This window comes from Vibrio nomapromontoriensis (assembly GCF_050337205.1).
Classification (GTDB): domain Bacteria; phylum Pseudomonadota; class Gammaproteobacteria; order Enterobacterales; family Vibrionaceae; genus Vibrio; species Vibrio nomapromontoriensis.
This window is the reverse complement of the sequence record NZ_JAKJSS010000010.1, coordinates 297,220-322,469: the sequence shown is the minus strand read 5'-3', so window position 1 is coordinate 322,469 and position 25,250 is coordinate 297,220. Positions and strand designations below refer to the sequence as shown.

Here is a 25,250-nt window from a genome sequence, read left to right as displayed (position 1 = left end):
ATTCATTGCTATTTCGGAATAGATGACTAACCCAATATTTTCAACTTAATTAACAAAATTTCATATTGATATCCCGCCGTGTATACGACGGGATTAAGGAATAAGCCAAATGAACACCCTCTCAAATACGCAACTAAACGACGAGATTATTCAGCCTAATTACAACCGAACCGCTTTAAAAACCAAAATTGTTCACCTAGGCTTTGGGGCCTTTCATCGTGCTCACCAAGCCCTTTTTACCGACGAAGTCGCCCAAAAATCGGACAGTGACTGGGGGATTTGTGAAGTGAACCTTTTCGGAGGAGAAGCGTTAATTTCCGCGCTTCGCCAACAAGATCACTTGTATAGCGTCGTAGAAAAAGGCGCAGAATCAACAACAATAAAGGTCATTGGCGCGGTTACTGAATCTTTCCACCCTGCATCTAACGGTATCAATACCATCATCGAAAAAATGGCAGAGCCACAAGTAGCCATAGTTTCAATGACTATTACTGAAAAAGGTTATTGCACCGACCCTGCAACAGGGCGTTTGGACAAGAATAATCCACTAGTCATCGCCGATCTTAGCAACCCAACTCAACCTTCATCAGCGCTTGGTTACATTGTCCAAGCATTGCAACTTCGACGAGAACGAGGACAGAACGCATTTACCGTAATGTCTTGCGATAACGTACAGGAAAACGGCCATGTTGCAAAAGCGGCTATCTTAGAGTTCGCAGCATTGCTAAATGTAGAACTTGCAGCCTGGATTGAAGCTCATGTCACTTTCCCTTGTACCATGGTCGACCGTATTGTCCCTGCGGCAACAGAAGAGACACTAAACGAAATTACCACCTTACTCGGTGTTCAAGATCCTTGCGGCATTGCTTGTGAACCATTTCGTCAATGGGTCATTGAAGACAACTTTGTTGCAGGTCGGCCAGAGTGGAATCTTGCCGGAGCAGAATTTGTTGAAGATGTCGTACCCTATGAGGAAATGAAACTACGTATGCTCAACGGTAGCCACTCATTCCTAGCTTACCTAGGTTACCTTGGCGGCTACGAACACATTGCAGACACCATGACAGACCAAGGCTACCGTAAAGCTGCTTTTGATATGATGATGCGCGCTCAGGCATCGTCACTCTCTATGCCAGAAGGCACAGACCTCAACGCCTACGCCACTTCACTGATTGACCGCTTTACTAACCCGAGCTTAAAACATAAAACGTGGCAGATAGCGATGGATGGTAGCCAAAAAATCCCGCAACGTATGGGCAGCAGTTTACAATTCCACTTAAATAACCAGACTGATTTTCGGTGGCTTGCGACAGGAATTGCGGGGTGGATGCGTTACGTTAGCGGTGTTGATGAACAAGGTCAAGACATTGACGTACGCGATCCTATGGTTCACCACCTTAGTGACATTTGTAGCCAGCACGGGCTCAACGCTTCTGTTGTTCCCGCCCTTCTTTCTATCGAAGCTATTTTCCAAACAGAAATTGGACAGAACGAACAAGTGATTGCAGCCGTCACACTTGCTTATCAGTCACTCATCGACAATGGCGCCAAAGCGACCGTTGCGGCTTTATAAAGGAATGAAACGATGAAAAACTTCTTATGTGACGACTTCCTACTAGGAAATGAAACCGCTCGACACCTTTATCATGAGCATGCCGCGCATCAGCCTATTTACGACTATCACTGTCATTTAAACACCGCCGATATCGCGCAAAACCGTCAATTCTCTAATTTAGCGCAAATCTGGCTAGAAGGTGACCATTATAAATGGCGTGGTATGCGCTCAGCAGGAATTGCGGAGCATTTTATCACCGGTGATGCATCAGACTACGACAAATTTCAAGCATGGGCAAAAACCGTTCCTCAAACGTTAGGTAACCCTCTTTATCACTGGACTCATTTAGAGCTGCGTCGTCCTTTTGGGATTACAGGAAAACTTCTAAGTCCAACAACTGCTGATAAAATTTGGCATGAGTGTAACGAGAGACTTCAGTCGGACGACTTCTCCGCTCGAGGAATTATGAAACAAATGAACGTCGTTATGGCAGGTACAACCGATGACCCTGTGGACACGTTAGCGCACCATAAATTGATTGCAAATGACGATAGCTTTGACGTTGATGTATTACCGAGCTGGCGTCCTGACCGAGCCTTTAAAATAGAGTTAGGCGGCTTTGCACAATACATGCAGTTACTTGGTTCTGTTGCCGATGTAGAGATCAACAACTTTGACTCTTTGTTAACTGCCCTCGATAAACGTTTAGCACATTTTGATGCTCACGGATGCCGAGCTGCCGACCATGGCATGGAGATTGTTCGCTATGCCGCTATTCCATCCGAGAAAATACTCTCTTCGTTAGTGCAACGTCGCATTAAAGGTGAAACTTTATCTGAAACCGAATGCGCCCAGTTTTCTACCGCGGTACAAGTCTGGCTTGGTAAACGCTATGCAAAACTGGGATGGGTGATGCAACTGCATATCGGCGCTCAACGTAATAACAATACTCGTATGTTTAAACTCCTTGGAGCAGATGCAGGATTCGATTCCATTAGCGATAGAGCTTTTGCTTTCGAATTAGCGAATTTACTCGACGCCATGGATCGAAGTAACGAGCTACCTAAAACCATTTTATATTGCTTAAACCCTCGCGATAACGAGATGATGGCAACCATGATTGGTAACTTCCAAGGGGGAGGCATTGCCGGTAAAGTACAGTTCGGTTCTGGCTGGTGGTTTAATGATCAAAAAGATGGCATGCAGCGCCAAATGGAACAACTCGCACAACTCGGCCTACTGAGCCAATTTGTCGGTATGCTTACCGATTCACGAAGCTTCTTGTCTTACACAAGACACGAGTACTTTCGGCGTATACTCTGCGATATGATAGGACATTGGGCTGAAAATGGTGAAGCACCAAATGATATGACGCTCTTAGGGCCAATGGTCGAGAACATTTGCTTTCACAACGCTAAGCGCTACTTTACTAAGTAAACTTCGTGATAATAGGCCATCACCTCGAAAAATGCTCACATTTGTCATGTTTTTGTGCCCTTTTAGACTGTGCGTCGAGGGCATTTTCACCATTGACTCATGATTGCTCTAAATATGCACGTTCTGAGTCATTTCTTTCCATCTCGATGGTGATATTTATCGAATTTTTGTCTACAATAACGCACTTTTTATTTATGTCAGGTCATGAACATGAACGACTCTAAGTCACAACCAGCTTTACCCGATCGCCTTGCAGGCAACCCTCGTAGCCCGCACCACGTAGCAGAAATTTTTGAGTATAGTATTGGTATCCGCCTAAATGGCAAAGAGCGTTTCGACGTAGAAGAATACTGCATCAGTGAAGGTTGGGTTAAAATTCCTTCACCTAAAGCGCTTGATCGTTGGGGCCAACCAATGCTTATCACGCTAAAAGGCACGGTTGAAGCGTTTTACAAATAAAACGAATTCACCAAACGAAAAAACCTCCGAAAGGAGGTTTTTTTATTATGCGGTATTACTTATCCATTAAGAATCCAAGCCTTTCTGTTGCTTTGCTCTTAAGTCTTCCAGCACATAAGGTGGGGCTATTTTACCAAGCTCATCTAAACATGAATTTGCATGCTCATTTCCATAGCGCACATAAATGTCACAAACAGCGTATAATTGCTCCGGGGCACCAGAAATTAAATACGCTTTTTCAAACGACTTTGTTGATTTATCAATGTCATACTCTTCTTGCAGCACACCATTTAAATACCAGTAGTAGCTATTGTCTTTTGCTAACGTTGCAGCCGTTTCAATCTCATTGGCCGCGTTCTTCTTTTCATCCATACGAACCAAAGTTAACGATTTAGCATAGTGGAGAGACGCCACATCTTCATTAATGCTTATTGCGGTATCGAGCGTTTCAATCGCCAATTTATCTTGATTTTGCGCGCGATAATTATCAGCAATATTTAACCACACTTGCGGGTTATCATCGTTTTCGATGAGCAACGTCTGATAGTGTTTGTCGGCCAGTGCCCACTCTTGGCTCCAGCGTAATACATCGGCTAGCAGCAACTGGGAATCAAAATCGTCTTTGTTGGCTAAATAGTCCTTAAGTTCTGCAATAGGTATTTGCAATTGTTGCTGCTGCTCTGGCGTAACATTGGCGTAATCGCGCACTAAGCTGGCGGTAGCCGTCACTCGCACTACCTCGTTGCTATCTATCAGTAATGGCGCAACAATACGCCAACGATGCTCGATCTGATAAGGCTCGGCACCAATTATGGCCGCTTCTCTAACCACGTAAGACGGGTCTTTTAGCCCTCGAACTACTGCCACCAGCGCGTTTTGACTAGGGTAATTCTCTAACTCTCTTAGTGCCTTGGAACGTACTTGTTCCGATTCGTTGATGTTCTGCGCGGTATAAGAGAGTTGACTCAGTTGCTGCTCAAGGGTTGTTGTCACGGTTTGCTCATCAGAAATTGTAGCAGGTCGTTCATTTGGAATTGTTCCAGATGGCGCAACATTGGCGGCGATAACGGATGCTGATGCAAGCGTCAGAAAAACACAGGCTAACGATTTTTTCATTTGAGTTGCTTCCTAAAATTTGCTGCTAAATGACGCTGTCACGGTGGTCTTTTTCGCGGACATCTCGACTTGGTGTTTGCGCAGTGCTTCATCACTAAACTTACCGTGAGTAACAGGGTGACCCGTCGCTCTTAAGATATAAGACAGCGCCTTATCGGCATGTGCAAAAAACTTATGCCAACCAGCGCATAAATAGTTAAGCCCCGGCTCGCCTGTTTTGGTTCTGATAAAACGGTTCTTAGGACATTCGCCATGGCAGGCAAATTTATAATCACAACTCTGACACTGGCTAGTTAATGTGCGTGATTTAGCAAACCCAAAATTTTGTTGGGCTGGGCTGTACGCCATCTCATCCAATTTTTGATGGTGAATATTGCCGATTTTGTATTCTTGGTAGACGTAGTGATCACAACTATACACATCACCATTGGGTTCCATTGCTAGCCCTTTGCCACACAACTCATTGAGCGTACATAGTGGGTTAGGACGACCAGTCCACGTTTCAACGCTCGCTTCAAAATACTGAACGAACACTTTACCGATGTCTTTTTGAATCCATTCATCAAATACCGCGATAAGAAAGTTCCCCCATGCTTGATCAGATACGCACCAAGGTTCTACGACTGAATCTTTATGGCCCGGGATCAGACGTTTATCGCCTTGCTTTAACTGGTCCGAAGCCGCCCATGTTTGCGGCGCTGTAGTTCGAAATGTTTTCTGCTCAACAATAGGGATAAATTGCATCTGAGGCGACTTAACGACATCGCGCAAGAATCGATAGACTTCTAGAGGGTTTTGACTAGTCAGATTATTCACGCAAGTTAATGTCGCAAACTTGACGTTATGTTTATGCAGTAACTCAACCGCATTCATCACCTGACGAAACGTACCGCGCCCTGCTCTATTGGTGCGATAAGTGTTATGAAGCAGTTCGGGACCGTCAATGCTCAACCCAACTAAAAACTGATGCTCAGACAAAAACTCACACCACTCATCATTAAGGAGCGTACCATTGGTTTGTAAGTCATTGGAGATCCGAATGCCTGCAGGACGATACTTCGCCTGTAGCGCGACAATTTTTTGAAAATACTCCAACCCAAGCATGGTCGGCTCTCCGCCCTGCCAAGAAAAAATAATCTCTGGTGTATTTTGTCCTTCAATGTACTGACGAATGTAAATTTCTAACGTCTCGTCATCCATTCTAGGAGAGCATCCTTTTTTGTATTCCAGCAAGTCCTGTTTGCTTAAGTAATAACAGTAAGTACAGTCGATATTACAAGCTGCGCCAATGGGCTTAGCCATGGCATGTAACCGTTTCGACGCTTTACCGTTAAATTGAGGGCCTTGAGTGATATGCATACTGGGAACACCTGAAATGAGTGGGTCATACCCATCATAATTCTGATACGTTTTCTTTGCCCGTTATACCCTTTATAACCAATTGGAATGACCAAAATCGGTAATCTAGTGCCCTACACAAGACTGGAGAACCCTGTCATGCCGACGTTGAAAAGTAAAACTTACCTTGGGTGCTGCGCCCTTTCATTAGCTCTTGTCATGACAGGATGTGCGACACAATCTAGCCACCCCATTGCCAAACTCATCAATGATGATTTAGTTTTGGTCGAAGGCGGGAACTTCGTGATGGGTTCTGATGAGGCGAGCGCTTCGAAAGCGGAGCAACCATCTCGAGAAGTCACTGTGAATAGTTTCTACATTTCAAAGTTTGAAGTGACTCAATCACTATTCGAGTCCGTTATGGGGTCATCGATGAGTTATTTCTCTGGCGATAATATCCCAGTCAATAATTTAAGCTGGCAACAGGCAAACTACTTCATTGACCGCCTCAATGAACTAACGGGCGAATCCTACCGACTCCCTACCGAAGCGGAATGGGAGTTTGCTGCAAGGGGTGGCAATAACAGTAAAGGTTATACCTATAGTGGCTCAAACGACATTAATGATGTCGCTTGGTATGCAGGTAATGCGAACAACCAAGCTCATCCAGTAGGCCTAAAAGCCCCCAATGAACTTGGGTTGTACGATATGACGGGTAACGTCGGTGAATTTGTTATCGACGCTTTTGATGATACTTACTATCGTTATGGACCAACCGATAATCCGAATAACGCTCAGGATAGCGATGTTAACCTTGCGCATAAATCGTTACGCGGTGGCAGTTTCTCTTACCCAAAACACGACTCTGAAAACTATCGTCGTGATTTTGCTAGCCAATCTATCATCATGTCAGATATCGGGTTAAGGCTGGCTAAAGATAGCCAGTAATCTTCGAATAGCGAATGTAGCCCAGCACAACGCGAGCGCTTGGACAAAGAAAGGGCATTCCGTATCCCACTCCCTTTCTTTTAAGCGCCCAGTGAAGACATACATCCCAATGACTACAGTTTAGTTAAGCCAGCCTTTCTTGGCTCCACATCTTGGCCGCTTTCTTAAACTTCCCCCTTAACCATCGATGACCACAATCATGGGTGCGACTTGGGTGCCAGATCATTGACAATCCCAAGTCGGGCAAGTCAAAGGGCAAAGGTACTGCCTTAATGTGGTACTTTTCTGCAAAGTCAGCGATGGTTGTGCCCGGTAGCATGCCAATATACTCAGTGCCTTCTATCACCGGTAACATTTCCACCGCCCCTGCTGCTCGATATACTACCCTTCTTTGTTGAAGGTCGCTGCAGTCTTCTACCTCTAATAAACTCCGTCTAGTATGCCATCGCGACACCACAACATGCTCCTCTTTAAGGAACTGCACCATGTCAATTGAGTCATCAATTCGAGGATGGTCTTGACTACAAACAACGGAAAGGTCTTCGTTATACAGCAATTCATGCTTTAAGGTTGTTCTCCCCTTCGGCGTCATATCCACGATCAAATCATAACGTTGTAAACGAAGGTCCGACTCATAATCTTCAGTGAACAACGGATGAACTTCCAAAAACACGTCAGGAGCAACTGCGCTGATCAGTTTTACGACAATAGGGATTAGATTGAAATTTGTGGGAGAAACACACGCAATAGAAAAAATACGTTTAGATTTCTTTGGATTAAAATCACGTGACGCCGACAACGTCGATGTATAGTTTTTAAGCGCTGCCGCCATCGCCGGGTAAATATCCCCTGCAAATGATGTTGGTTCTACACCAGACGAATTCCTATGAAACAAAGGATCATCGTAAATATCGCGCAGTTTTGCTAACGCTTTACTCACCGCTGGCTGGCTAATATCCATGCGGTTAGCCGCTTTCGACAAGTTTTTTTCTTCATAAATCGCAACAAAAATAGGGATGAGATTCAATTCAGTGTTTTTCATAAGCTTCCATAGCATCCCCACCAAAAGGCAGCGTTGCTGTTAAAATCGACACCGTCTGCAATATCATGTCACAGACACTATTGAGACTGCTCGCTGTTGGGCTCCTCTGGCAACGTAAGCGCAGGAGGACATATCCGTTTTCTTAGTGCAGTCAGCGCTGACCTGCCCTTTTTACTTGGTTTTGCCGCCTCTTCGCCTTGTTTTTGGCTCACTTTACGCCACACCTGCATTAACAAACTGGTGCTTTCTTTCCCTGCCTGCCACTGCCTAGCTTGCTCTTCCCAATGGTCATTGTTTGAAACCGTCGATAAAGTGACTTTCCCTTGGGACATTTTGAGCTTTCGATAGGTCAGTAAGCGTAACTGCGAAAAGTTATTATTTTTCAATGCAAATAGTAAATTAAAACTATCTGAAAAACCTTGCTGTTGAACACGTCTGTAAAGCAAAACGCCACCGACAATAAGCGTTATCAGTAAAACGGCTATACCAACAAGCCAGCGCTGATATTGAGTAACAAAAGACGAAAACGTATGACGAACCGAAATTGCTTTACCTTCTAACATCACTGTTTCCAGTGTTTTTTTGCTGCTGTTCCACCAGACAACATCGATATCTGGGAGTGTAAAGTTGCCTCCTTTTTGCAACACATAAGTATGCTGTTCAGTTCGCTGCGCTTTATACGCTCCCCTTTCATGGCTATCGCTTAGGCGAGGCGGTTGACGATAAACTTGATAAGCATGCGTTGCATCTTTGGGTATTAAGCTAGGAATAAGAATAGAAAGGGTATCGTCAGCGTTAAGTGTTACCGTGCGGGTAATTGAGTCTCCGGCCTTGAGCTCATCATTCGACGTCTCCCATTGCTGTGTTAGCGTCATATCACTCGCCGAAAGCCATGACTGTTGATCAGACAATTTTCCTATCGGCATTCTAACGTCAAACGACATCGGCTGCGTATATAACGTGCGAGAAGCGGAGCGTACATTTGGTGTCGATACCTGTGTTTGGATGGCGATCGGGGGTATAACAAATGTCCCAGATGTTTGTGGATATAATGTCACCTCCCAACGCTGCTTTGACCATGTGACGCCATTTTTGCGCTCTGTGGAATTGATGGCCATTGGGTTACGCTGTTTAGCAATAAGGTTTGGCACATCAATACGACTAATACGCGTCCCTCCCGTAAACCAACGTGGTGTCGCCACTTCAATCGACAAAACCACTTGCTCATTGACGGTAAAGTCTTGAGGCTTCGAGGCATTTTTCTTGCCTAACCAGGCCGACATTTTAACGGTCTGTGTCGTCGAACTGTCCTTCTCAGTGGCCAAGGCTGAATGAGACAGCATCGCGACTGTCGCAAGCAACACTAAAACGAATTTATATTTAAGGTTCACTTGCTGCCTCCCAACGCCATTTGATCGCGATATTGAAGTTGAAATTTGGCACGTAAAAATTGTTTTGGATCTGCCTCTACCCGCTTTAACCACTTATCCGCAAGCGCCTCGCTTCCCAAAATCTCGTTGGCATTCAACGTCTCTTTTTTCATCAATATACCCGAGGCCATTTCTTCTGCACCATCCGCCGTTTGGGGGTTGTCTCCTAATTCAATCGACTCTTCCATACTTTCAGTTGTGTTGGTTTGGCTCTCACTGACCCGATTAATTTCTTCAATAATACTTTCCATGACTTTCAGATTCTGCGTGGCGTTACTTCGCAAGGCGTCATCAATGGTATTAGACTCCAACACGCTACGAAGCATATTTCTTGCTGCTAGATATTCTCGCTGGCGAGCAAGGGCAATGGCGGCGTAATAATCGCCTTGCTCATTGTCCATTTTGAGGAACTCCGCATGCGCCAACCGATACTCCATACCATAATAGTAAGCCACACCTTTATATTGCGGTTGCGTATAATGGCGCGCCGCTTCTAGATAACGCTGTTGGTCAAACAGTCTCTGACCTTGCTGATCTTGAGTAAACCAAAGATCCATCCACCATTGATACCCTTTATCCCTTAACGTTCGCGTTTGTATGACTTCGTTGTCGCCTGTCTCAATGCTAGATGTCTCAACGCTAGATTCAGCGCTCTCCTGCAGTAATGAATCTTGGTTGGCAAAGGCTGTTGAAGGCGTGATTGTGGGTATAACCAACACGATAAGCAGGCACCATTGAACCAACCAGCCTTTTCTAAACCAAAGCAGCATCAGTAACGCAATGGGAACCAATAGGCCATACCCCATGTCTTTCCATGGCATGGTCGACTCTCCATTGATTTCCATATGCGTATCAATATCACGAGACAACGCCTGAATATCACTGCTATCAATACTAGTCTGAAAAAGGCGGCCATTGGCGGCATTAGCCAATTGCTTCAATGCCACTATATCTAACGGACTATTAGTGACAATGTCACGGTTCCCCATCGCAAGCACCAATAGTTGGGTAGAAGATGACGCAAATTCAGATTCAAAAGCCTTGACCGTTGCTGGGGTCGCACCATCGGTAATGAGTAGCACCGTGCTACCAGGCTGGCCGTCGAGTTGCTGTTTAATGATCGGTAAAGTGTTCTCTGCGGCTTTCCCCGCCACTGGCATTATTTGTGGGTCTATCGCCGCAAGAAACGGCGCAAAAACGCGGTTATCCTGCGTCGTGGGCATCGCTAAATGCGCCGAGCCGGAATAAACCACAAGCCCCGTTCGACCGCCATGTCGCATCTCTAGCAAATCGTGTATTTTATGCTTCGCGCGCTCTAAACGATTTGGCGCAACATCGGTTTGCAGCATACTTTCGCTAACATCAAGCACAATCATTAAGGACGCTTTATCTTCACCAAAGGGCGAGGCCTGACGTTGCCACGTCGGTCCAGAAGCGACGACAATAAGTAGAGTGGTACCGAGTATCAGCATTTTTAGCGGCAGTTGGTTATTCCATCCTTGTGATTCGATAGTCAATGCTTGCCGGAGATGTGACGGTAAAAATCGGCTATCTTCAGAATTCGCTTCTTGTTTCCACCGCACATAGAACACCACTGCCATCGGGATAAATGCCAATAGCCATAATGGTCGTATAAAATGAAACTGGGTAATAACCTGTTCTAACCATTGCGTGTCTATCATAACGTGTCTCCCGCTTTCTTATCTTCAGCGCTTCTTGGCTGAACGGGGAAAAATCGCCGGGTCACACTTGCTACAGTAAATGCCACCAACACTAAACCAATCACAATGGACACAAGATAGTGATGGATACTTTGCTTTGGTCTGAAACTGGTACTCTCATATAGCCTTGGCTCGAGTTCAGAGATTACCTGGTATGCTGCCGTTAGCGAATCACGATCGAGCGCCTCAAAAGACTCGCCTCCTGTTTCACTCGCAACACGGCGAATGGTCTCCATGTCCAACGCTTGTTCTCCAACGGTTCTCGGATCGCCCATTGCAATCATATGGATACGCACGCCTTTTACAGCGGCCACTTTGGCGGCATCAATTGGTTCAACAAAGCTTCCCGTATCATTGCCGTCTGTCAAAACAATCGCCACTTTTTCTCGCTCAGACTCATTACTGTTGTCTTCTTGCTGATTTTCAAACACCTTAATTGCCAGACCTATGGCATCGCCTAACCGCGTGCTTGGTCCTGCCATTGCCACACTAGTTTGTCCTAAAAGCTCTCGCCACGCTTTATGATCAGCGGTAAAAGGGGCTTGTACAAAAGCCGCGTCACCAAACAAGATCATCCCTAAACGGTCACCTTCTCGTCCATCTGCAAACTCGTTCAAAACGTCTTTAGCCGCATCTAAGCGCGTCACTTTCTTGCCTTGGCGTGAAATAAAGTCTTCTTCTGCCATGGAACCAGATAAATCCAGTACCACCATAACATCACGCCCGAAACTTTCTCTAAATTGCGGCGGCCCTAGCAACGTTGGTTTTGTCAACGCGATGACCACTAGCACCCACGCAACCAAAAGTACAGCACGCTGCCACCAACGCGCCTTGAGTTGGTGGGCGCCTTGGCGTGGCGGTTCCCCTAATGCATTGACGAGCAATTGGAAAAACGGTACTTTCGTCGCTTTTTTCTTGGTTCTATATGCGGGAATCAGATGATAAATGACTAAGGGTAACGGTAGCAATAACAGCCATAATGGATGGACTAGCTCTAAACTGCTCCATTGGAATTGACGGGCATCAAGGCCAGTAATGCCTAAACTAGCAAGTAACATGCGCGTCTCCAGAATCATGATGAAGAATCCACTGCTTTAACTCACTCACTAAGGCTTGCTTTTGTTCAGGGGTTAACGTTGATTTTGGATTAACGATACTCTCCATCCATTGCATGCCTAAATGCTCATCAACATGACAATGATCGTTAGGCGCCCAAACAGGGCTACCTGGATTCATACGGTCCAACGTAGTAAGAAAATCCACGCCATACAGCGCTGCAGCCTCTTTCTCTCTGTAGCGTAATACCGCTTTTATCACCAAAAATAATTGATACTCTGCTTTAGGTTCAAGCACGTTAACTTGTTGTATCGCTTGCAATGCTTCGCCACGATAACGATTTTTCCACCAATGCTTCACTAATTTGGCAATAACCACCAGCAATATAGCGACAAGCACCACTGCAACAATCTTCCAGCCTAATGTTTGAGGAAACCAGCTAATGGATTCAGGTATATCGACATCCACCATCTCTCGAAGGATGTAGGTACTTGGCGGTTTATGCTCCATCTTTGCAGCCTCCCACCGTTTTCTTAAATTGGGCGATGTGCTGCCCAGATGTATCCAGCTCGACTAACGGAATATGATAACGATGCATCAGTTTGGAAAGTTGCTCTCGCTTGGACTTAATGTGGTCTTGTAACTGACGATTGACGACCTGTAACATCGCATCATTTTGGATACTAACTTGTTGCGAGCCATTACCCATCACCCAACCTTGCGTTGATGCATGAGTAGGTAACTGCTGTTCAAACTGATCAGAGACCATGATGGCTAGTACGTCATTGTGCTGCTGTAGACGTTGTAAGTGAGAGATATTTTGAGTACTCGCATCACTCCAATCGCTGATCAATATTAACGTTGTCGACTTAAGCTTTAAGCGCAGTAATAACTGAACAATATCATCAAATTGAGTCCCTTCTGCATCGATACTCGCAGCATCAAGCGTTTGATTAGCGTGAGCAATGCGTTTTAACTGAGCCAAAAGATCATTTTGGGATCGTTTCGACTTGCTCCACGTCAAACGTTGGCTACCAGCGAGCAGAAAGCCAACTCTATCGCTGTCTTTTAATACCCGCCAAGCACACAATGCGGCGATTTCCGCCGCGACGACCGATTTCATCACTTGCACAGAGGAGAAAAACATCGCACTACGTTGATCAACAACAATCACAACATCTCGATCTTTCTCTTCGGTATAGGTGCGAACATGCGGCTTTCCTGTTCGCATCGTCACCTTCCAATCTAAGTTTCGAATGTCATCGCCGAGTTGGTAATGGCGCAGTTCTTCAAAATTGAGTCCGCGACCTCTAAACAGAGATTGATGTCGCCCTGACAAAGCACTTCCCGCTTTTAAGTTGGGAAGTAAATGAAAAGATTGAGATTGAGACTGTAAGCGAACCAATTGCGCATAATCGCAATAAATTCTCGCGTCGCGACTTACCGAACTTGGAGGACTGGTTGGGCTTATCATATCAATGACATCCTCTATCCGATTTCAACGCTATCAAGTAACGTGTCCACCACGGTTTGGTGGCTCACACCATCAGCCAAAGCGTCATAAGACAAACTAAAGCGGTGGCCAAGAACCATGGACGCCATTGCTCGTACATCATCTGGCAAGACATAATCTCGCCCTTCCAACCACGCATTTGCGCGGGCGCATTTATCCAAAGCGATGGAGGCACGCGGACTTGCCCCTACCGCTATCCATTCACTCAGCTTGCTGTCCGGGTAACGCTGAGGCTTACGCGTTGCCATCACAAGCGCCACAATGTACTTTTCAACTAAGTCTGACACGGCGATCTTCGGCAATTCGCCGCGTGCTTGAAGAATTAATTGAGGGTCAATCGGAGGTAAAGGTGACGCATGACCGGCTTGGCGATCAACCTTCTTCTCCTCACTTCGAACTAAACGAATAATGGCAAGTTCGGCATCATCTTCTGGATAATCCACGTTCACTTTCATGATGAAGCGGTCCATTTGCGCTTCAGGCAAAGGATATGTTCCCTCTTGTTCGACTGGGTTTTGGGTCGCGAGAACCATAAATAATTCTGGCAATGCGTGAGTTTGGTCACCAACCGTTACCGTTGATTCAGCCATTGCTTCTAGTAACGCTGCTTGCACTTTAGCGGGTGCTCTATTGATTTCATCCGCCAATACAATGTCATTGAATATCGGACCTTGCTGAAACGTAAGCTGTGGTTTGCCTTCTAACTCTTGATATACCTCCGTACCCGTGACATCGGATGGAAGTAAATCTGGGGTAAATTGAATTCGCCCAAACCGACTATTTAAGGCATTAGCCAATGCCTTAACCGAGCGTGTTTTTGCCGTACCCGGCAGACCTTCTAACAATATATGTCCATTCGTAAGCAGTCCGAGCACTAACGCTTTCACAACATGCTGCTGACCTACTACGTCTTGTTCAATACGAGTAATTAGTTCGGCGATTTTTAGTTGTGCTTGGTTCATGTCTTGTCCCATCGAGTTAGGTGTTATTGGATAGTACTCAAGCTGCCCATAACCTTTGGTTATAGTCACTATAAAGCGACGCTCGCTCGTAATAGGATTAGTTTAGTTGGCAGTAGGACGTTTCACAGAAATAACGTCCCAACGTCCAATCACAAAATAACAATTGGAGTCCCTATGACGACCCGTTTAAACAAAGCTGCTGTTGGAGTCAGCTTACTGGCTGCTTCTGGTGCCGCAGTCGCTGCTGAACAACCGAATATTCTTGCCATTTGGGGTGATGATATTGGTATCTACAACATCAGTGCCTACAACAATGGCATGATGGGATATCAAACGCCAAACATCGATCGCATTGCCAACGAAGGTGCATTGTTCACCGACCATTATGGACAGCAATCCTGTACTGCTGGTCGAGCTGCATTTCTAACGGGTCAAGAACCATTTCGTACCGGTCTGTTAACCATCGGTATGCCGGGATCAGATCACGGCATACCAGACTGGGCGCCGACCATTGCGGATTTACTCAAAGAGCAAGGTTATATGACCGCGCAATTTGGTAAAAATCACATGGGTGACCAAGATAAACACTTACCTACGAACCACGGTTTTGATGAGTTCTTTGGCAACCTTTACCACCTCAATGCCGAAGAAGAACCAGAAACGTATTACTACCCTAAAGATCCTGAATTTCGTAAAAACTACGGCCCTCGTGGCGTCATTAAATCGACCGCTGACGGAAAGATTGAAGATACTGGCCCTATGACTCGTAAGCGCATGGAAAACGCGGATGAGGAGTTTTTAGAAGAGTCATTAGCGTTTATGGAAAAAGCGGTCAAAGCGGACAAGCCATTCTTTATTTGGCACAACACGACTCGCATGCACGTTTGGACTCGTTTACAAGAAAAATACCAAGGTAAATCTGGTATCAGCATCTATGCAGACGGTATGTTGGAGCACGATGATCACGTAGGCGTACTGCTTGATAAGCTGGACGATCTGGGCATCGCCGACAACACCATTGTTATCTACTCAACCGATAACGGCGCGGAAACCGTATCTTGGCCAGATGGTGGTGCAACCCCTTTCCATGGCGAAAAAGGCACAACCTTTGAAGGTGGCATGCGTGTCCCTCAACTCGTCCGTTGGCCTGGTGTGATTGAGCCTGGGTCAAAAATTAATGACATCATGGCACACCAAGACTGGATCCCAACACTGCTCGCCGCTGCCGGCGACGATAAAGTGGTTGAAAAACTCGCGTCAGACAAAGGCGCAAGCTACAACAATAAGAACTGGCGCGTGCACCTCGATGGTTATAACTTCCTGCCTTATTTTGAAGGCAAAGAAGACAAAGGCCCTCGTGACTCTCTATTGTACTTCTCTGCTAATGCTGAATTAAACGCGGTTCGCTGGAATGACTTTAAGATCTCGTTCGCATTACTAGAAGGTAACATCACTGATGCGGTTCGCTTCCAAACAAACTGGCCTCAGGTTGTTCACTTACGTGCCGACCCATTTGAAAAAGCGCCACACGAGTCAGGTATGTACCTTCGTTGGATGGCAGACAACATGTGGTTGTTTGTACCAGTAGGCGGCAAAGTTCAGGAGTTCATTGCGACACTACCTGATTACCCAATGCAAAACAGCCAAGTGCTCAACCCAGGTAACTTCAACCAGAACACTTACATGCTTCAAGGAAAATTAAAGCAGCTTGAACAAGTTAGCCAGCAAGTCCTGAAGTAGTCGAAGCTACTCATTACCTTAAGTCCAAGCCGCTAATAAAATTAGCGGCTTTTTAACGAAAAATAAAATGAAGGTAATGGCACAAAACACCCGTTATAAACTGCTTGCATGGTAGTCAATAACCGTGAAAACCTACAAACTAAAACGAGAAACTGTATGAACGCAATAAGAAATATAATGCGTATCGTCATGGTGATAACTAAAGTACTGATGAAGTTCTCAGCCTTTATGCTCACTATGTTATTAGGCGCTTATTTGTTAGCGCCTATGGGAACCATCAACTCTAAAGATGTTGATATGGCGACTTTTACCAACACGCCAAACGACGCCATGATGGTCATTTTTAATTCAGAATATTTTAGTGGTTATCTATTTTCCGTCACCATTGCCCTTGCTATCTTTGTGATCTATTTACTGTGGCGGGTTCATGAGGTTGCCGTTCACAGAGCTCACGAGAAAAGAAGCTCGCATATCCAACTGGTCTTCGCCCTGTCACTTTGTGGATTATTTTTACATAAAGCATGGTGGGTACTCGCGATTATTATTGCATTCGCTAACTGGGAACACATTGGCGCATCAATTAGCCGCGTTATAAAAAATAGTCGTACTTCAAACTTAGAGAATTCTACAGACCCACACGAGGCTCAATCATGAAAGAAGTGATGATTCCTTATATCCTCATTATGTGGATTCTAGTCTCGACAGGCGCAATAAAATGGACGCTAAAAAGTGCGTTTTGGATTATTTCTGGCGGTGCACTGATACTTGTCGTGTTAGGTGTCCTCTCTCGATTATGGGCTCCGGTCGATTTAACCTACTCTTCAACGATCAAAGCGCCTCACTCGGTCTTATCCCCTCTGCTACGTGAACAGATAAATGAAATTCACGTCGACCATAACCAAGTGGTCAAAAAAGGCGATGTCATCTATACCTTAATCGACACCACTTCCTATGCTGAATTAGAAAAAATTAAAGCATCAATAGTGAAACAAGAAGAATCGATTGCTCAAATGAAGCGTGACCTTCATCGAGCTAAAACTTCACCAGAGATCTTTAAAGAACGTGATGTTGAAAATTACGCTTCTCAACTTAGAATTTCTGAGTCTTCTCTTGCTTCATTACACGCCGATTATGATCGCGTGGAATTCGAACAAGACAGAAAAACGGTACGTGCCCCGTTTGATGGTCAGGTCGCAGTGGTCAATGTCGCCGATGGCAGTCGTGTGGGCAACATGCATATTTATGATACGTCTCGTAAGTTTCTGGAGATGCGGATCCCAGATCAAACATTCCGATACGTTAAAAAAGGCCAATTTGCTGAATTCTATGTCGATGCCTACCCAGGTGAAGTGTTCCGTGCTCGTGTTCACAGCTTCACTGCGGGTACTGGAGAATCGTCAATATCGCCAATACAAGGTCCACAAAGCGTGCGTCAGCATGTGGGGGCGAACACCAGCACTCACGGACGCACGGTCGTGCTTGAAATCATTGAACCTGAGGGAAAAATCATTCCTATTGGAGCGACGGGATCAGCATGGATTGCAGCGACTAAGCCGCATGCTTTCTTTGGGTTTATTGATGTAATTGGCGCAGCAACAGTGCGTTTGCACTCTTATAAATCTTACTTAAACGCCATGTGACCCCTTTGCTCATACGCGAAGAGAAAGGTCAGTAAGAAATGAAGAAAGTATGACGTAAGAAGAGTAATAAATGTTCAAGGTGTATCACTCGCGATATGTACCTTGAACATTGATTTAAATACGATAAGAATCATTAATGGCTAACCGTCAAAGTACTAATTTAACGCCACGTACTGACGTTCTACCATGCAGTTTCTCATCACCGTTTTGTAGTTATTCATATTACTACTCTGCTGCGCCGACTGCTTCGCGTTGCCTTGGACGCGCCCAACAACCAAACCGCCAGCAGCGCCAATTTTCGCCGCGTCAGAACCGCTACCACCCGAAATTGCGCCGACAGCAGCGCCCGCCGCCGCACCTTTTAATAAACCACGAACACCAGAGCCTTGATTGCTCGTGACCGATTCTTGCGTATGGTTTGCTAATGTTTGGCAGTGAGCAAGCTCTTGTTGAGCCACCTCAGCAGTGACATTGTTATAAGTAAAAATCAGCTTGGAGGTAGGGTCAACAATATCCCCACCCGTAGTTTCAGCAATGGAAAATGGCGATGCAATAACCATCATCGCAGATATAAGGTGCTTATTCATGAGCGCGCTCTCTAACTTGTTAATTAATAAGATTTGATAATCATTAAGGCTTATTAACGAGTCAGTGAGTTTGAATGAAACCCTATCGTTTCAATACCGTAAAAATACTGTTTTTTGATAACACTATTTTTTATGACAAATAGCAATAACATTCAGTAATTTTACTGTATTTATGATTTTATAAATATGGACAATAAATGAAAATACATAACCATAGGTCCTCTTCCTTGAAGACTAGTAAACACAAAGCAATGGCTTATCTAACACGAGATATCCTCAATCAAACCATTGCACCAAATGAACGGCTCGTTACTCAAGATCTTTCCAATCGATACGGTCTTGGCCTATCTCCCATTCGCGAAGCGACACAAGAGCTTGCTTCGATGGGTTTTGTTGACTACAAACCCAATATAGGTGCTTATGTCACACCACTGACGGCGATCGAATTGCGTTCCCTAATACAATTTCTGATATTCCATTTTGATAACTTCAGTTCCCCTACGCAGAACAGCCCAGTCACTCACGAAGAAGTAATAGAGTCGGATGAAAAATACTCAAAGCAACACGCTGAGGTTATTATCCACTTCATACAACTGAAACAAGAATTAAATAACAAAGATATTCAGCGTGTAAACGCGATTATCATTGAAGACCATTTTATCGCACTGTTGTCATTACTTCGAAACCAACACGTCGCCAAAGTAGTAGACCTGTTTTTTGACTCCGTATTGACCAATCTACGCCGTTATATTCGGCTTTATATAATGCATGATCCCAAACAGTGCTCGCAACTGCTGCCTATTAATACAATGGAACAAATCATGGTCGCCTTTACCCAAGATAACCATCTTGAATGCGCGGAGCTCGTTGTTCAATACCTTGAGAAGCTACTAAACCATCTTCTCCCGGCATTTTCTTGGGACTCAGGCCATGGAATAACGATATCACCGAACACGCGAATGTCAGGTGATATCGTCTAAGATTTCGATCACAACAGATGTTACTCGAGTTCAACGGGTGGACGGAATGTCATTTCATGCATAACAATATCCGCGGGCAGTTCAAGCAACTGTGCAATGGTTTTGGCTACGCTGGTCGGATTCATGTATTCCGGACGCTCAGCCTCGCGAAAATTGGTATCCGTACCACCGGGAAATAGTGATGTCACTTTAATGCCATGCGGCTGCGCTTCTTTCATTAAGATAGCGCTAAAACCTGCAAGACCTTGCTTCATAGCAGTATAGATGCTCATGGTCGCATTCGCACGCTTAGCCACTGTACTGATGACATTGATAATTTGTCCTTGTTGCTGTGGCTTCATCACTTTCAATGCTTCACGACAAAGTAGCGATGGCGCTCGAAGATTAATGGCATACTGCGCTTCATATTCTTCGAGTGTAAAGTCTTCAATTGCGCATTTTCGTGAAATCATACCTGCGTTATTAATTAACACATCTAAGCCACCTAAATGTGCACACGCAGACGTAAACATATTCAAAACATCGTCCACAACACTGAGATCGGCAACAATAGTATGGCAACCTGTTATCGCGCTGAGCTCATTCAGTTTTTGCGCATTTCGTCCTGTAGCAACCACGTCGTGCCCTTTTGCACACAATTCGACCGCTAATGCGTAGCCTATACCGCTTGTTGCGCCTGTTACTAGAATTTTCTTTTTCATGAGAGCCCTTAACTGTCTTCAAAAGGAGAACGAAGTTACTCGCTAAGCTGCTGAGTAACTGATCGGCTAAGTGTAATATTATCTGCTAACGTTGGTCTGTAAGATAACAGCGTCACATCACATTCTGGTAAAAAACTGTCGTTGTGAATAACTCTAAAGATCTCTTACATAACTGAGACTTATACTGACTACCGTCTATATTGACGTCCAATGCAAACCCTACCAACTACTGACATCCTCTTCACTTAGATTCACTCATCATCAATAAAAATAGGCGACTTACTATTATTAGGTGCAGAATTTATGAAGAAAAATACCCGCTATATAATCGGTATAACTTTGCTTGTCCTTTCTTGCAGTAGCATGGCTGACCCATGGAAAAAGCACAAACATCATCGGCATCATCGGCATCATAAAAAGGAAGTCCACGTTGTGCACCACTATGACCGACACCGCCCACCCGGTTCAGCCGTATTTCTTGCCATCGCGGGCGTATCTTATGCCTTAATTAATGGTCAATACTATAAAGAGAGCGATGATCATTATGTGGTTGTAGAGAAACCACCGAAAAGACGCTACCGGTTAGGTCAAGTGATCAGAAAGTTGCCAGAAGGAGCGACAGCAGTAAATAAAAAAGGACAACAGTACTTCGTTTCAAGGGGTGATTGGTTTTTACCCACGGGTCAGGGGCGTTTTGTGGTCGTTAGACCGTAATAAATAGCATGGTAGTTAGGCGTTTATTGTCGAGGCTCTATAAGCCATAGCGCTCGCGGATGAGGGAAAAACGTAGCGGAATTGACTATGTGTGAAAAACTCACTGTAAAACGCTTATTGTAAATAAACTTAGTGTAAAAATATGTCCAAGTACTCGTAAAAAGATCACTAAGGGACTAGAGGTAATCAAACAGGGAACGTACGCGATACTCATGATAATTCTATGAGTATCGCTCGGTTTCATGTCCCTGAAAACGAAGTATTACATTACCCAAGTAAGGCTAAGTAATAGAACCACTGCTGACGTTGCTAAAAACATTGTCGCAAGGGATACGATCTCTACAAGCGTTGATGTTTCTTTCGTTGCAGTTTGGACTGCTTCTGTTTTTTCTGATGAATTGTCGAGTGTTGATAATAGTGCTGAGTTCATTTTATGTACCGTTTTGTAATTTGATTTCAAGAACAGGACAAATTTTACTCTAAATGTGACGTAGGTCAAACATTATTTGGTAATTAACTTACTAATTATATTCATGTTCGCTTATTAGAAAAGCTAATGCTTTCCCATACGCATCGCCACCGAATCTCACTATCGTCTTACGAATGTTGCCCATCGCTGTTAACGCTATTTATCAAAAACGTCGATTTAATGCGGAAATGAATTGGCGTTTCCTATCACTTTTCCAGCCGTATTCCATCATTAAGGACCAATCACGATTAAAGTTGTAGTTCGCACCAACAAGGCCAGCCCACTTATCGGTATTGCTTTGTTTAACCTTATAGTCAATACCAACCCCACTGTAGGTGTAAGTCCCTGTCAGAGTTAGCGTGCTATCGAGATAAGTTGCACCAGTATATAACGCCACAGATTGTGAGCCGATAGTAGGGATCACTTTACCCACTCGAGGCGAAACATTGAGAATCAGCCCTTCGGCATCATTTTTTCGCATAAGTAAATGAAATTGGTAGGGTAACAAAATAATCATTCCACCCGGTCGCTAAAACGGTGCCTAACGTATAATTATTTCCGTCAAGCTGAGCAGGCACGGTAACCTCTGGATTTGCATCCTTTAATAAACACACTTTTGGTCTTTGCAGAGGAGGTAAGCTACAGTCAGCTTCCATTTGATCAATCAAGTCGTTACCACTGAATTTAATCCCTATATCAGCCGTACCACTGATTTTCCCCACTGCGCCAAACACATTCATGAATGGAAACACCCAAGCATCAAGTTTGAGCTGAGGTGATTGTGTATTGTTGCTGTTGTTATCAAAGGAAACAAACTCTATCGGATACTTCTGAGAGCCGTTTATCCCCACATTAAGGTCTGTTATGTCCATATACTGAAATGTATCGGTGTAAATAACGCTAATACCATAAGGCTTAGGCAGTGAATATCCTTTATCAATCACCTCTTGAGCAAAAAACGGCAGTGCTCTATCCCACTTCTTTGCACCCTTGGTTGGAGCAGCGGTGTTTAAGTCTTTATTGGCAATACTAATATCACCAACTCCGGTTTCCGTTAAGTCATAATTCACTGAACTCGACACCACCCTTACGCTACCAATCGCTGACGCACCAGAGCTTGTGATTAAATAGATTGGTACATCATCATCACCCGCTAGAGTAGTACTGGCATGAGAGCTACTTTCCCCTAAGCTCACATCTGCCCCAATTGAAAATCGCCACACACCTGCTCTATAGGACTCCAACGATTGCTCATCATCAAAGATAAGCAGAGCCTCATTGTTGCCCAGAGCTAATCCAGCCCCGACATCGTAACGATCAACATCAATGTAGGTCACGCTACCATCTTGATTATTATAAATCGCCCCAATACCCGTGCCCCCGCCGATGACAGGCACTTTGACTCCCGCCATACTGACTGCCGCATAGCCGTACGCTTCATCGACTAACGTAGGAATTTCACTGTATTCATCACTCAATTTTTCAACAATTTGTGCGGATGTTGCATCTATCTCATCACGAACGGTTTGTCGCTCATCGGGAGGAATATTACTGCTGCACCCAAGTAGCGCTAGGGATAACAAAGAACCTAACCAGCGTAGACGTATCTGCATTCCTCAGAACCTCATTGTTATTATCACAGTACTTTTTATTATTACTGTGCTATCGACACTATGGCGGCACATCCTACTAAAACCCACCCACTAGAAATACCGTACTTTTACTATTGGCGAGGCAACCCTCTGCTTTTGTATCCCTTATATTCATCACAAAACCCAAATACTCATTTTCAGTTACTAATAGTAACCATACGCCATGACTAACAATTTTTCGCCATGCCTCAGAAGACTATTTGTTGTTACTTCACAACTTCAGTCGAAATACAGAGTCAGTCACCATGCCGTGAACTATTATTTTTCGCTTACCGACAACGACACAATGGATGTGGAAAAAGGGCATGTTTAGCTGAAGATACCCAAATAAAGGAAAGTGGTGATGCATAAAAAGATCAACAACGCAGACAAATTTAAGGCGCTAATTGGAACCGATTTACCCATTATTCAAGCACCAATGGCAGGCGTGCAAGATCACCGTCTTACCGTTGCGGTTAGTCAGGCTGGAGGACTTGGTTCACTGCCATGCGGCATGTTAGATATCGACACCATTGTCAATGAGATTAAAGCCATCAAGGCTAAGACGTCGTACCCTTTCAACCTCAACTTCTTTTGCCATAACATGCCGAATTATGACGTAGAGAAGCATAATAAATGGCAGCGAGTCCTCACGCCTTTCTTTAATGAATTAGACATTGATAGCAATACCCTAACGACAAGTGCAAGTAGAACGCCGTTCAATCATAGTATCGCCGATGCGATTGAGCCCTTCGCCCCTGCGGTGATTAGTTTTCATTTTGGTCTTCCTAGCCCGGAACTCATTAGCCGAATAAAAAATTGGGGAAGCAAAATCCTGTCAACCGCAACCACCGTTCAAGAAGCAATATGGTTGGAGTCTAATGGAGCGGATGCGATTATTGTGCAAGGTGTAGAGGCTGGTGGACACCGGGGAATGTTCTTATCTGAAGATCTTTCCACTCAGACGGGGCTTATGGCGCTTCTTCCGCAGGTTATTGCTCAAGTCAATGTCCCTGTCATCGCCGCAGGAGGAATAAGCGATCAATGTGGTGTAGAGGCAGCCCTTATTTTAGGAGCAAGTGCCGTTCAAGTAGGTACCGCCTATTTGTTATGTCCGGAGGCTAGCACCTCCCAACTCCACCGTGACGCGATAAAAGCAAATAGGACACAATCAAACACGGCAATAACCAACTTGTTTACTGGTCGTCCAGCAAGGGGCATTGTCAATCGAGTCATGCAAGAACTCGGCTACATCAATAACCATGTCCCGGATTTTCCGCATGCTTCTATAGAGATGAGTCAATTACGCACAAAGTCTGAGAAACTCGCATCCAGTGATTTTTCACCACTGTGGTGCGGGCAAAATACCATGGGATGTGCAGAAATCTCAGCAAAAGACTTAACCTTGCATTTAGTTAATCAAAGATCAGCGTCACTGCATGATTAAGCTTTTACACAAACGATGATCGCATTACCCGAACGTTGGTCCCAAGGTAATATCTTATCGTAATCGTGTTCAAAAACATGAACCTCAAACCAAGGTTTCAGAAGGTCTGATATTTCTTCAATGGTGAATGCAACCATTGGGTGCTCATCATGCCAAGATAATGTCTCGTTGGCGGTATGCTTTTCAATATTGAGTTTCAGTGATTGCTTTTCACCATGCCCTGCGTAGTGCCAACCAGAGCAGAAACTAAAGGTCTCTCCAAGATGTTGAGTACTGTGCTTAACAAAAGAGCGGTTGTCGATTTTAAGCCTGTCCACCACATTAAAGCAAAACACACCACCACTATTGAGCGCTTTAAATACGTGATGAATACAATCTTGGAGCTTTTGTAAGCCATCGCAATAATGAATCGAATATAAAAAACAGGTTATCAAGTCTAGTGGTTGGGCGACGTTAAAATCGCTCATGTTTTGCAAAGTAAATTGTGCTTCAGGGCATCGTTGTGCTGCGATATCAAGCATAGGTTGGTTGATATCTAGCCCACTACTTTGGTAGCCAAAATCAATAAAATGACGTACGTGAGGGCCAGTACCACAGGCTAAATCGAGATGTGATTTACCCGAATTGCCAAATATTTGGTGCAACCTTTGAACACAATGACTCTGAGATTGATAGTCAATATCAGCGCACATAAGATCGTAGTAATGGGAAAGGTCAGTATAAAGGGCGTTAGCAGACATGGTGGCCTAGTCGTGGTAGACATA

At 44.6% G+C, this 25,250-nt stretch carries 25 protein-coding genes; 10 read left to right on the top strand and 15 right to left on the bottom strand.

What is annotated here, in order from left to right:
* The first annotated feature begins 109 nt into the window (after nt 1–109).
* The 3 genes from L4D05_RS14450 to L4D05_RS14440 all read left to right on the top strand — a co-directional run bounded on the left by L4D05_RS14450 (nt 110) and on the right by L4D05_RS14440 (nt 3,451).
* Nucleotides 110–1,573: a fructuronate reductase gene (locus tag L4D05_RS14450; RefSeq protein WP_428794441.1), complete on the top strand. Its 1,464-nt coding sequence runs from the start codon at nt 110–112 to the stop codon at nt 1,571–1,573.
* A 12-nt stretch (nt 1,574–1,585) separates the two neighbouring features.
* Nucleotides 1,586–2,992, top strand: coding sequence for a glucuronate isomerase (uxaC, locus tag L4D05_RS14445; protein WP_428794440.1), 1,407 nt, complete (start codon nt 1,586–1,588; stop codon nt 2,990–2,992).
* Between the two features lie 210 nt (nt 2,993–3,202).
* Nucleotides 3,203–3,451 (top strand): DUF3297 family protein, encoded by a 249-nt coding sequence (locus L4D05_RS14440; protein ID WP_250618544.1) that lies wholly within the window; start codon nt 3,203–3,205, stop codon nt 3,449–3,451.
* A gap of 66 nt (nt 3,452–3,517) precedes the next feature.
* Here the strand turns inward: L4D05_RS14440 and L4D05_RS14435 are convergent, their stop codons facing one another.
* Together L4D05_RS14435 and L4D05_RS14430 are read right to left on the bottom strand one after the other, a co-directional pair.
* The gene (locus L4D05_RS14435; protein WP_428794439.1) at nt 3,518–4,567 is read right to left on the bottom strand and encodes a HEAT repeat domain-containing protein; all 1,050 of its coding nucleotides are present in this window, start codon (nt 4,565–4,567) and stop codon (nt 3,518–3,520) included.
* A 12-nt stretch (nt 4,568–4,579) separates the two neighbouring features.
* On the bottom strand, nt 4,580–5,926 hold the full coding sequence (locus L4D05_RS14430; protein ID WP_428794438.1) for an anaerobic sulfatase maturase: 1,347 nt from the start codon (nt 5,924–5,926) through the stop codon (nt 4,580–4,582).
* A 198-nt stretch (nt 5,927–6,124) separates the two neighbouring features.
* Here L4D05_RS14430 and L4D05_RS14425 point away from each other — a divergent pair, with 198 nt between their 5' ends.
* Nucleotides 6,125–6,853, top strand: a complete 729-nt coding sequence (locus tag L4D05_RS14425) for a formylglycine-generating enzyme family protein (RefSeq protein WP_428794470.1) — start codon at nt 6,125–6,127, stop codon at nt 6,851–6,853.
* Nucleotides 6,854–6,977: 124 nt separating this feature from the next.
* On the opposite strand, the gene L4D05_RS14420 is transcribed toward L4D05_RS14425, so the two are convergent.
* The 7 genes from L4D05_RS14420 to L4D05_RS14390 form a co-directional block, all read right to left on the bottom strand.
* Complete coding sequence (locus L4D05_RS14420; RefSeq protein WP_428794437.1) at nt 6,978–7,895, bottom strand: LysR family transcriptional regulator; 918 nt, start codon at nt 7,893–7,895, stop codon at nt 6,978–6,980.
* 77 nt (nt 7,896–7,972) lie between these two features.
* Entirely contained in the window at nt 7,973–9,286 is a 1,314-nt protein-coding gene (locus L4D05_RS14415; protein WP_428794436.1) for a BatD family protein, read from the bottom strand.
* The gene (locus L4D05_RS14410; protein ID WP_428794435.1) at nt 9,283–11,007 is read right to left on the bottom strand and encodes a vWA domain-containing protein; all 1,725 of its coding nucleotides are present in this window, start codon (nt 11,005–11,007) and stop codon (nt 9,283–9,285) included. The genes L4D05_RS14415 and L4D05_RS14410 overlap by 4 nt, the downstream gene beginning before the upstream one ends.
* On the bottom strand, nt 11,004–12,104 hold the full coding sequence (locus tag L4D05_RS14405; protein ID WP_428794434.1) for a vWA domain-containing protein: 1,101 nt from the start codon (nt 12,102–12,104) through the stop codon (nt 11,004–11,006). Before L4D05_RS14405 ends, L4D05_RS14410 begins: the two co-directional genes overlap by 4 nt.
* Nucleotides 12,091–12,612 (bottom strand): DUF4381 domain-containing protein, encoded by a 522-nt coding sequence (locus L4D05_RS14400; RefSeq protein ID WP_428794433.1) that lies wholly within the window; start codon nt 12,610–12,612, stop codon nt 12,091–12,093. Before L4D05_RS14400 ends, L4D05_RS14405 begins: the two co-directional genes overlap by 14 nt.
* Nucleotides 12,602–13,576, bottom strand: a complete 975-nt coding sequence (locus L4D05_RS14395) for a DUF58 domain-containing protein (RefSeq protein WP_428794432.1) — start codon at nt 13,574–13,576, stop codon at nt 12,602–12,604. Before L4D05_RS14395 ends, L4D05_RS14400 begins: the two co-directional genes overlap by 11 nt.
* Nucleotides 13,577–13,590: 14 nt before the next feature.
* A complete protein-coding gene (locus L4D05_RS14390; protein ID WP_428794431.1) occupies nt 13,591–14,577 on the bottom strand; it encodes an AAA family ATPase in 987 nt (328 codons plus the stop codon).
* Nucleotides 14,578–14,751: 174 nt separating this feature from the next.
* Here L4D05_RS14390 and L4D05_RS14385 point away from each other — a divergent pair, with 174 nt between their 5' ends.
* The 3 genes from L4D05_RS14385 (at nt 14,752) to L4D05_RS14375 (ending at nt 17,957) form a co-directional block, all read left to right on the top strand.
* Nucleotides 14,752–16,317: an arylsulfatase gene (locus L4D05_RS14385; RefSeq protein WP_428754383.1), complete on the top strand. Its 1,566-nt coding sequence runs from the start codon at nt 14,752–14,754 to the stop codon at nt 16,315–16,317.
* A 156-nt stretch (nt 16,318–16,473) separates the two neighbouring features.
* Nucleotides 16,474–16,971 (top strand): magnesium transporter, encoded by a 498-nt coding sequence (locus tag L4D05_RS14380; RefSeq protein WP_428754384.1) that lies wholly within the window; start codon nt 16,474–16,476, stop codon nt 16,969–16,971.
* Nucleotides 16,968–17,957, top strand: a complete 990-nt coding sequence (locus L4D05_RS14375; protein WP_428754385.1) for an efflux RND transporter periplasmic adaptor subunit — start codon at nt 16,968–16,970, stop codon at nt 17,955–17,957. The genes L4D05_RS14380 and L4D05_RS14375 overlap by 4 nt, the downstream gene beginning before the upstream one ends.
* A gap of 155 nt (nt 17,958–18,112) precedes the next feature.
* Here L4D05_RS14375 and L4D05_RS14370 read toward each other — a convergent pair whose 3' ends face one another.
* On the bottom strand, nt 18,113–18,544 hold the full coding sequence (locus tag L4D05_RS14370) for a glycine zipper family protein (protein WP_428754386.1): 432 nt from the start codon (nt 18,542–18,544) through the stop codon (nt 18,113–18,115).
* Between the two features lie 227 nt (nt 18,545–18,771).
* Between L4D05_RS14370 and L4D05_RS14365 the strand changes: the two genes are divergently transcribed.
* The gene (locus L4D05_RS14365) at nt 18,772–19,524 is read left to right on the top strand and encodes a GntR family transcriptional regulator (protein ID WP_428754387.1); all 753 of its coding nucleotides are present in this window, start codon (nt 18,772–18,774) and stop codon (nt 19,522–19,524) included.
* 20 nt (nt 19,525–19,544) lie between these two features.
* On the opposite strand, the gene L4D05_RS14360 is transcribed toward L4D05_RS14365, so the two are convergent.
* Nucleotides 19,545–20,225: an SDR family oxidoreductase gene (locus tag L4D05_RS14360; RefSeq protein WP_428794430.1), complete on the bottom strand. Its 681-nt coding sequence runs from the start codon at nt 20,223–20,225 to the stop codon at nt 19,545–19,547.
* Between the two features lie 303 nt (nt 20,226–20,528).
* On the opposite strand from L4D05_RS14360, the gene L4D05_RS14355 reads away from it, so the two are divergent.
* Nucleotides 20,529–20,939, top strand: a complete 411-nt coding sequence (locus tag L4D05_RS14355) for a DUF6515 family protein (protein WP_428794429.1) — start codon at nt 20,529–20,531, stop codon at nt 20,937–20,939.
* Between the two features lie 262 nt (nt 20,940–21,201).
* Here the strand turns inward: L4D05_RS14355 and L4D05_RS14350 are convergent, their stop codons facing one another.
* The 3 genes from L4D05_RS14350 to L4D05_RS14340 all read right to left on the bottom strand — a co-directional run bounded on the left by L4D05_RS14350 (nt 21,202) and on the right by L4D05_RS14340 (nt 23,021).
* The gene (locus tag L4D05_RS14350; RefSeq protein WP_428754390.1) at nt 21,202–21,369 is read right to left on the bottom strand and encodes a hypothetical protein; all 168 of its coding nucleotides are present in this window, start codon (nt 21,367–21,369) and stop codon (nt 21,202–21,204) included.
* A gap of 202 nt (nt 21,370–21,571) precedes the next feature.
* Nucleotides 21,572–21,889 carry a hypothetical protein gene (locus tag L4D05_RS14345; protein ID WP_428794428.1) on the bottom strand — a complete coding sequence of 106 codons (318 nt, stop codon included), beginning with the start codon at nt 21,887–21,889 and terminating at the stop codon, nt 21,572–21,574.
* Complete coding sequence (locus tag L4D05_RS14340; protein WP_428794427.1) at nt 21,876–23,021, bottom strand: lipid-binding SYLF domain-containing protein; 1,146 nt, start codon at nt 23,019–23,021, stop codon at nt 21,876–21,878. Before L4D05_RS14340 ends, L4D05_RS14345 begins: the two co-directional genes overlap by 14 nt.
* A 382-nt stretch (nt 23,022–23,403) precedes the next feature.
* On the opposite strand from L4D05_RS14340, the gene L4D05_RS14335 reads away from it, so the two are divergent.
* Nucleotides 23,404–24,486 carry an NAD(P)H-dependent flavin oxidoreductase gene (locus tag L4D05_RS14335; protein ID WP_428794426.1) on the top strand — a complete coding sequence of 361 codons (1,083 nt, stop codon included), beginning with the start codon at nt 23,404–23,406 and terminating at the stop codon, nt 24,484–24,486.
* On the opposite strand, the gene L4D05_RS14330 is transcribed toward L4D05_RS14335, so the two are convergent.
* Nucleotides 24,483–25,226, bottom strand: a complete 744-nt coding sequence (locus L4D05_RS14330) for a class I SAM-dependent DNA methyltransferase (protein WP_428794425.1) — start codon at nt 25,224–25,226, stop codon at nt 24,483–24,485. The two genes, L4D05_RS14335 and L4D05_RS14330, sit on opposite strands and share 4 nt — an antisense overlap.
* Nucleotides 25,227–25,250: the final 24 nt, after the last annotated feature.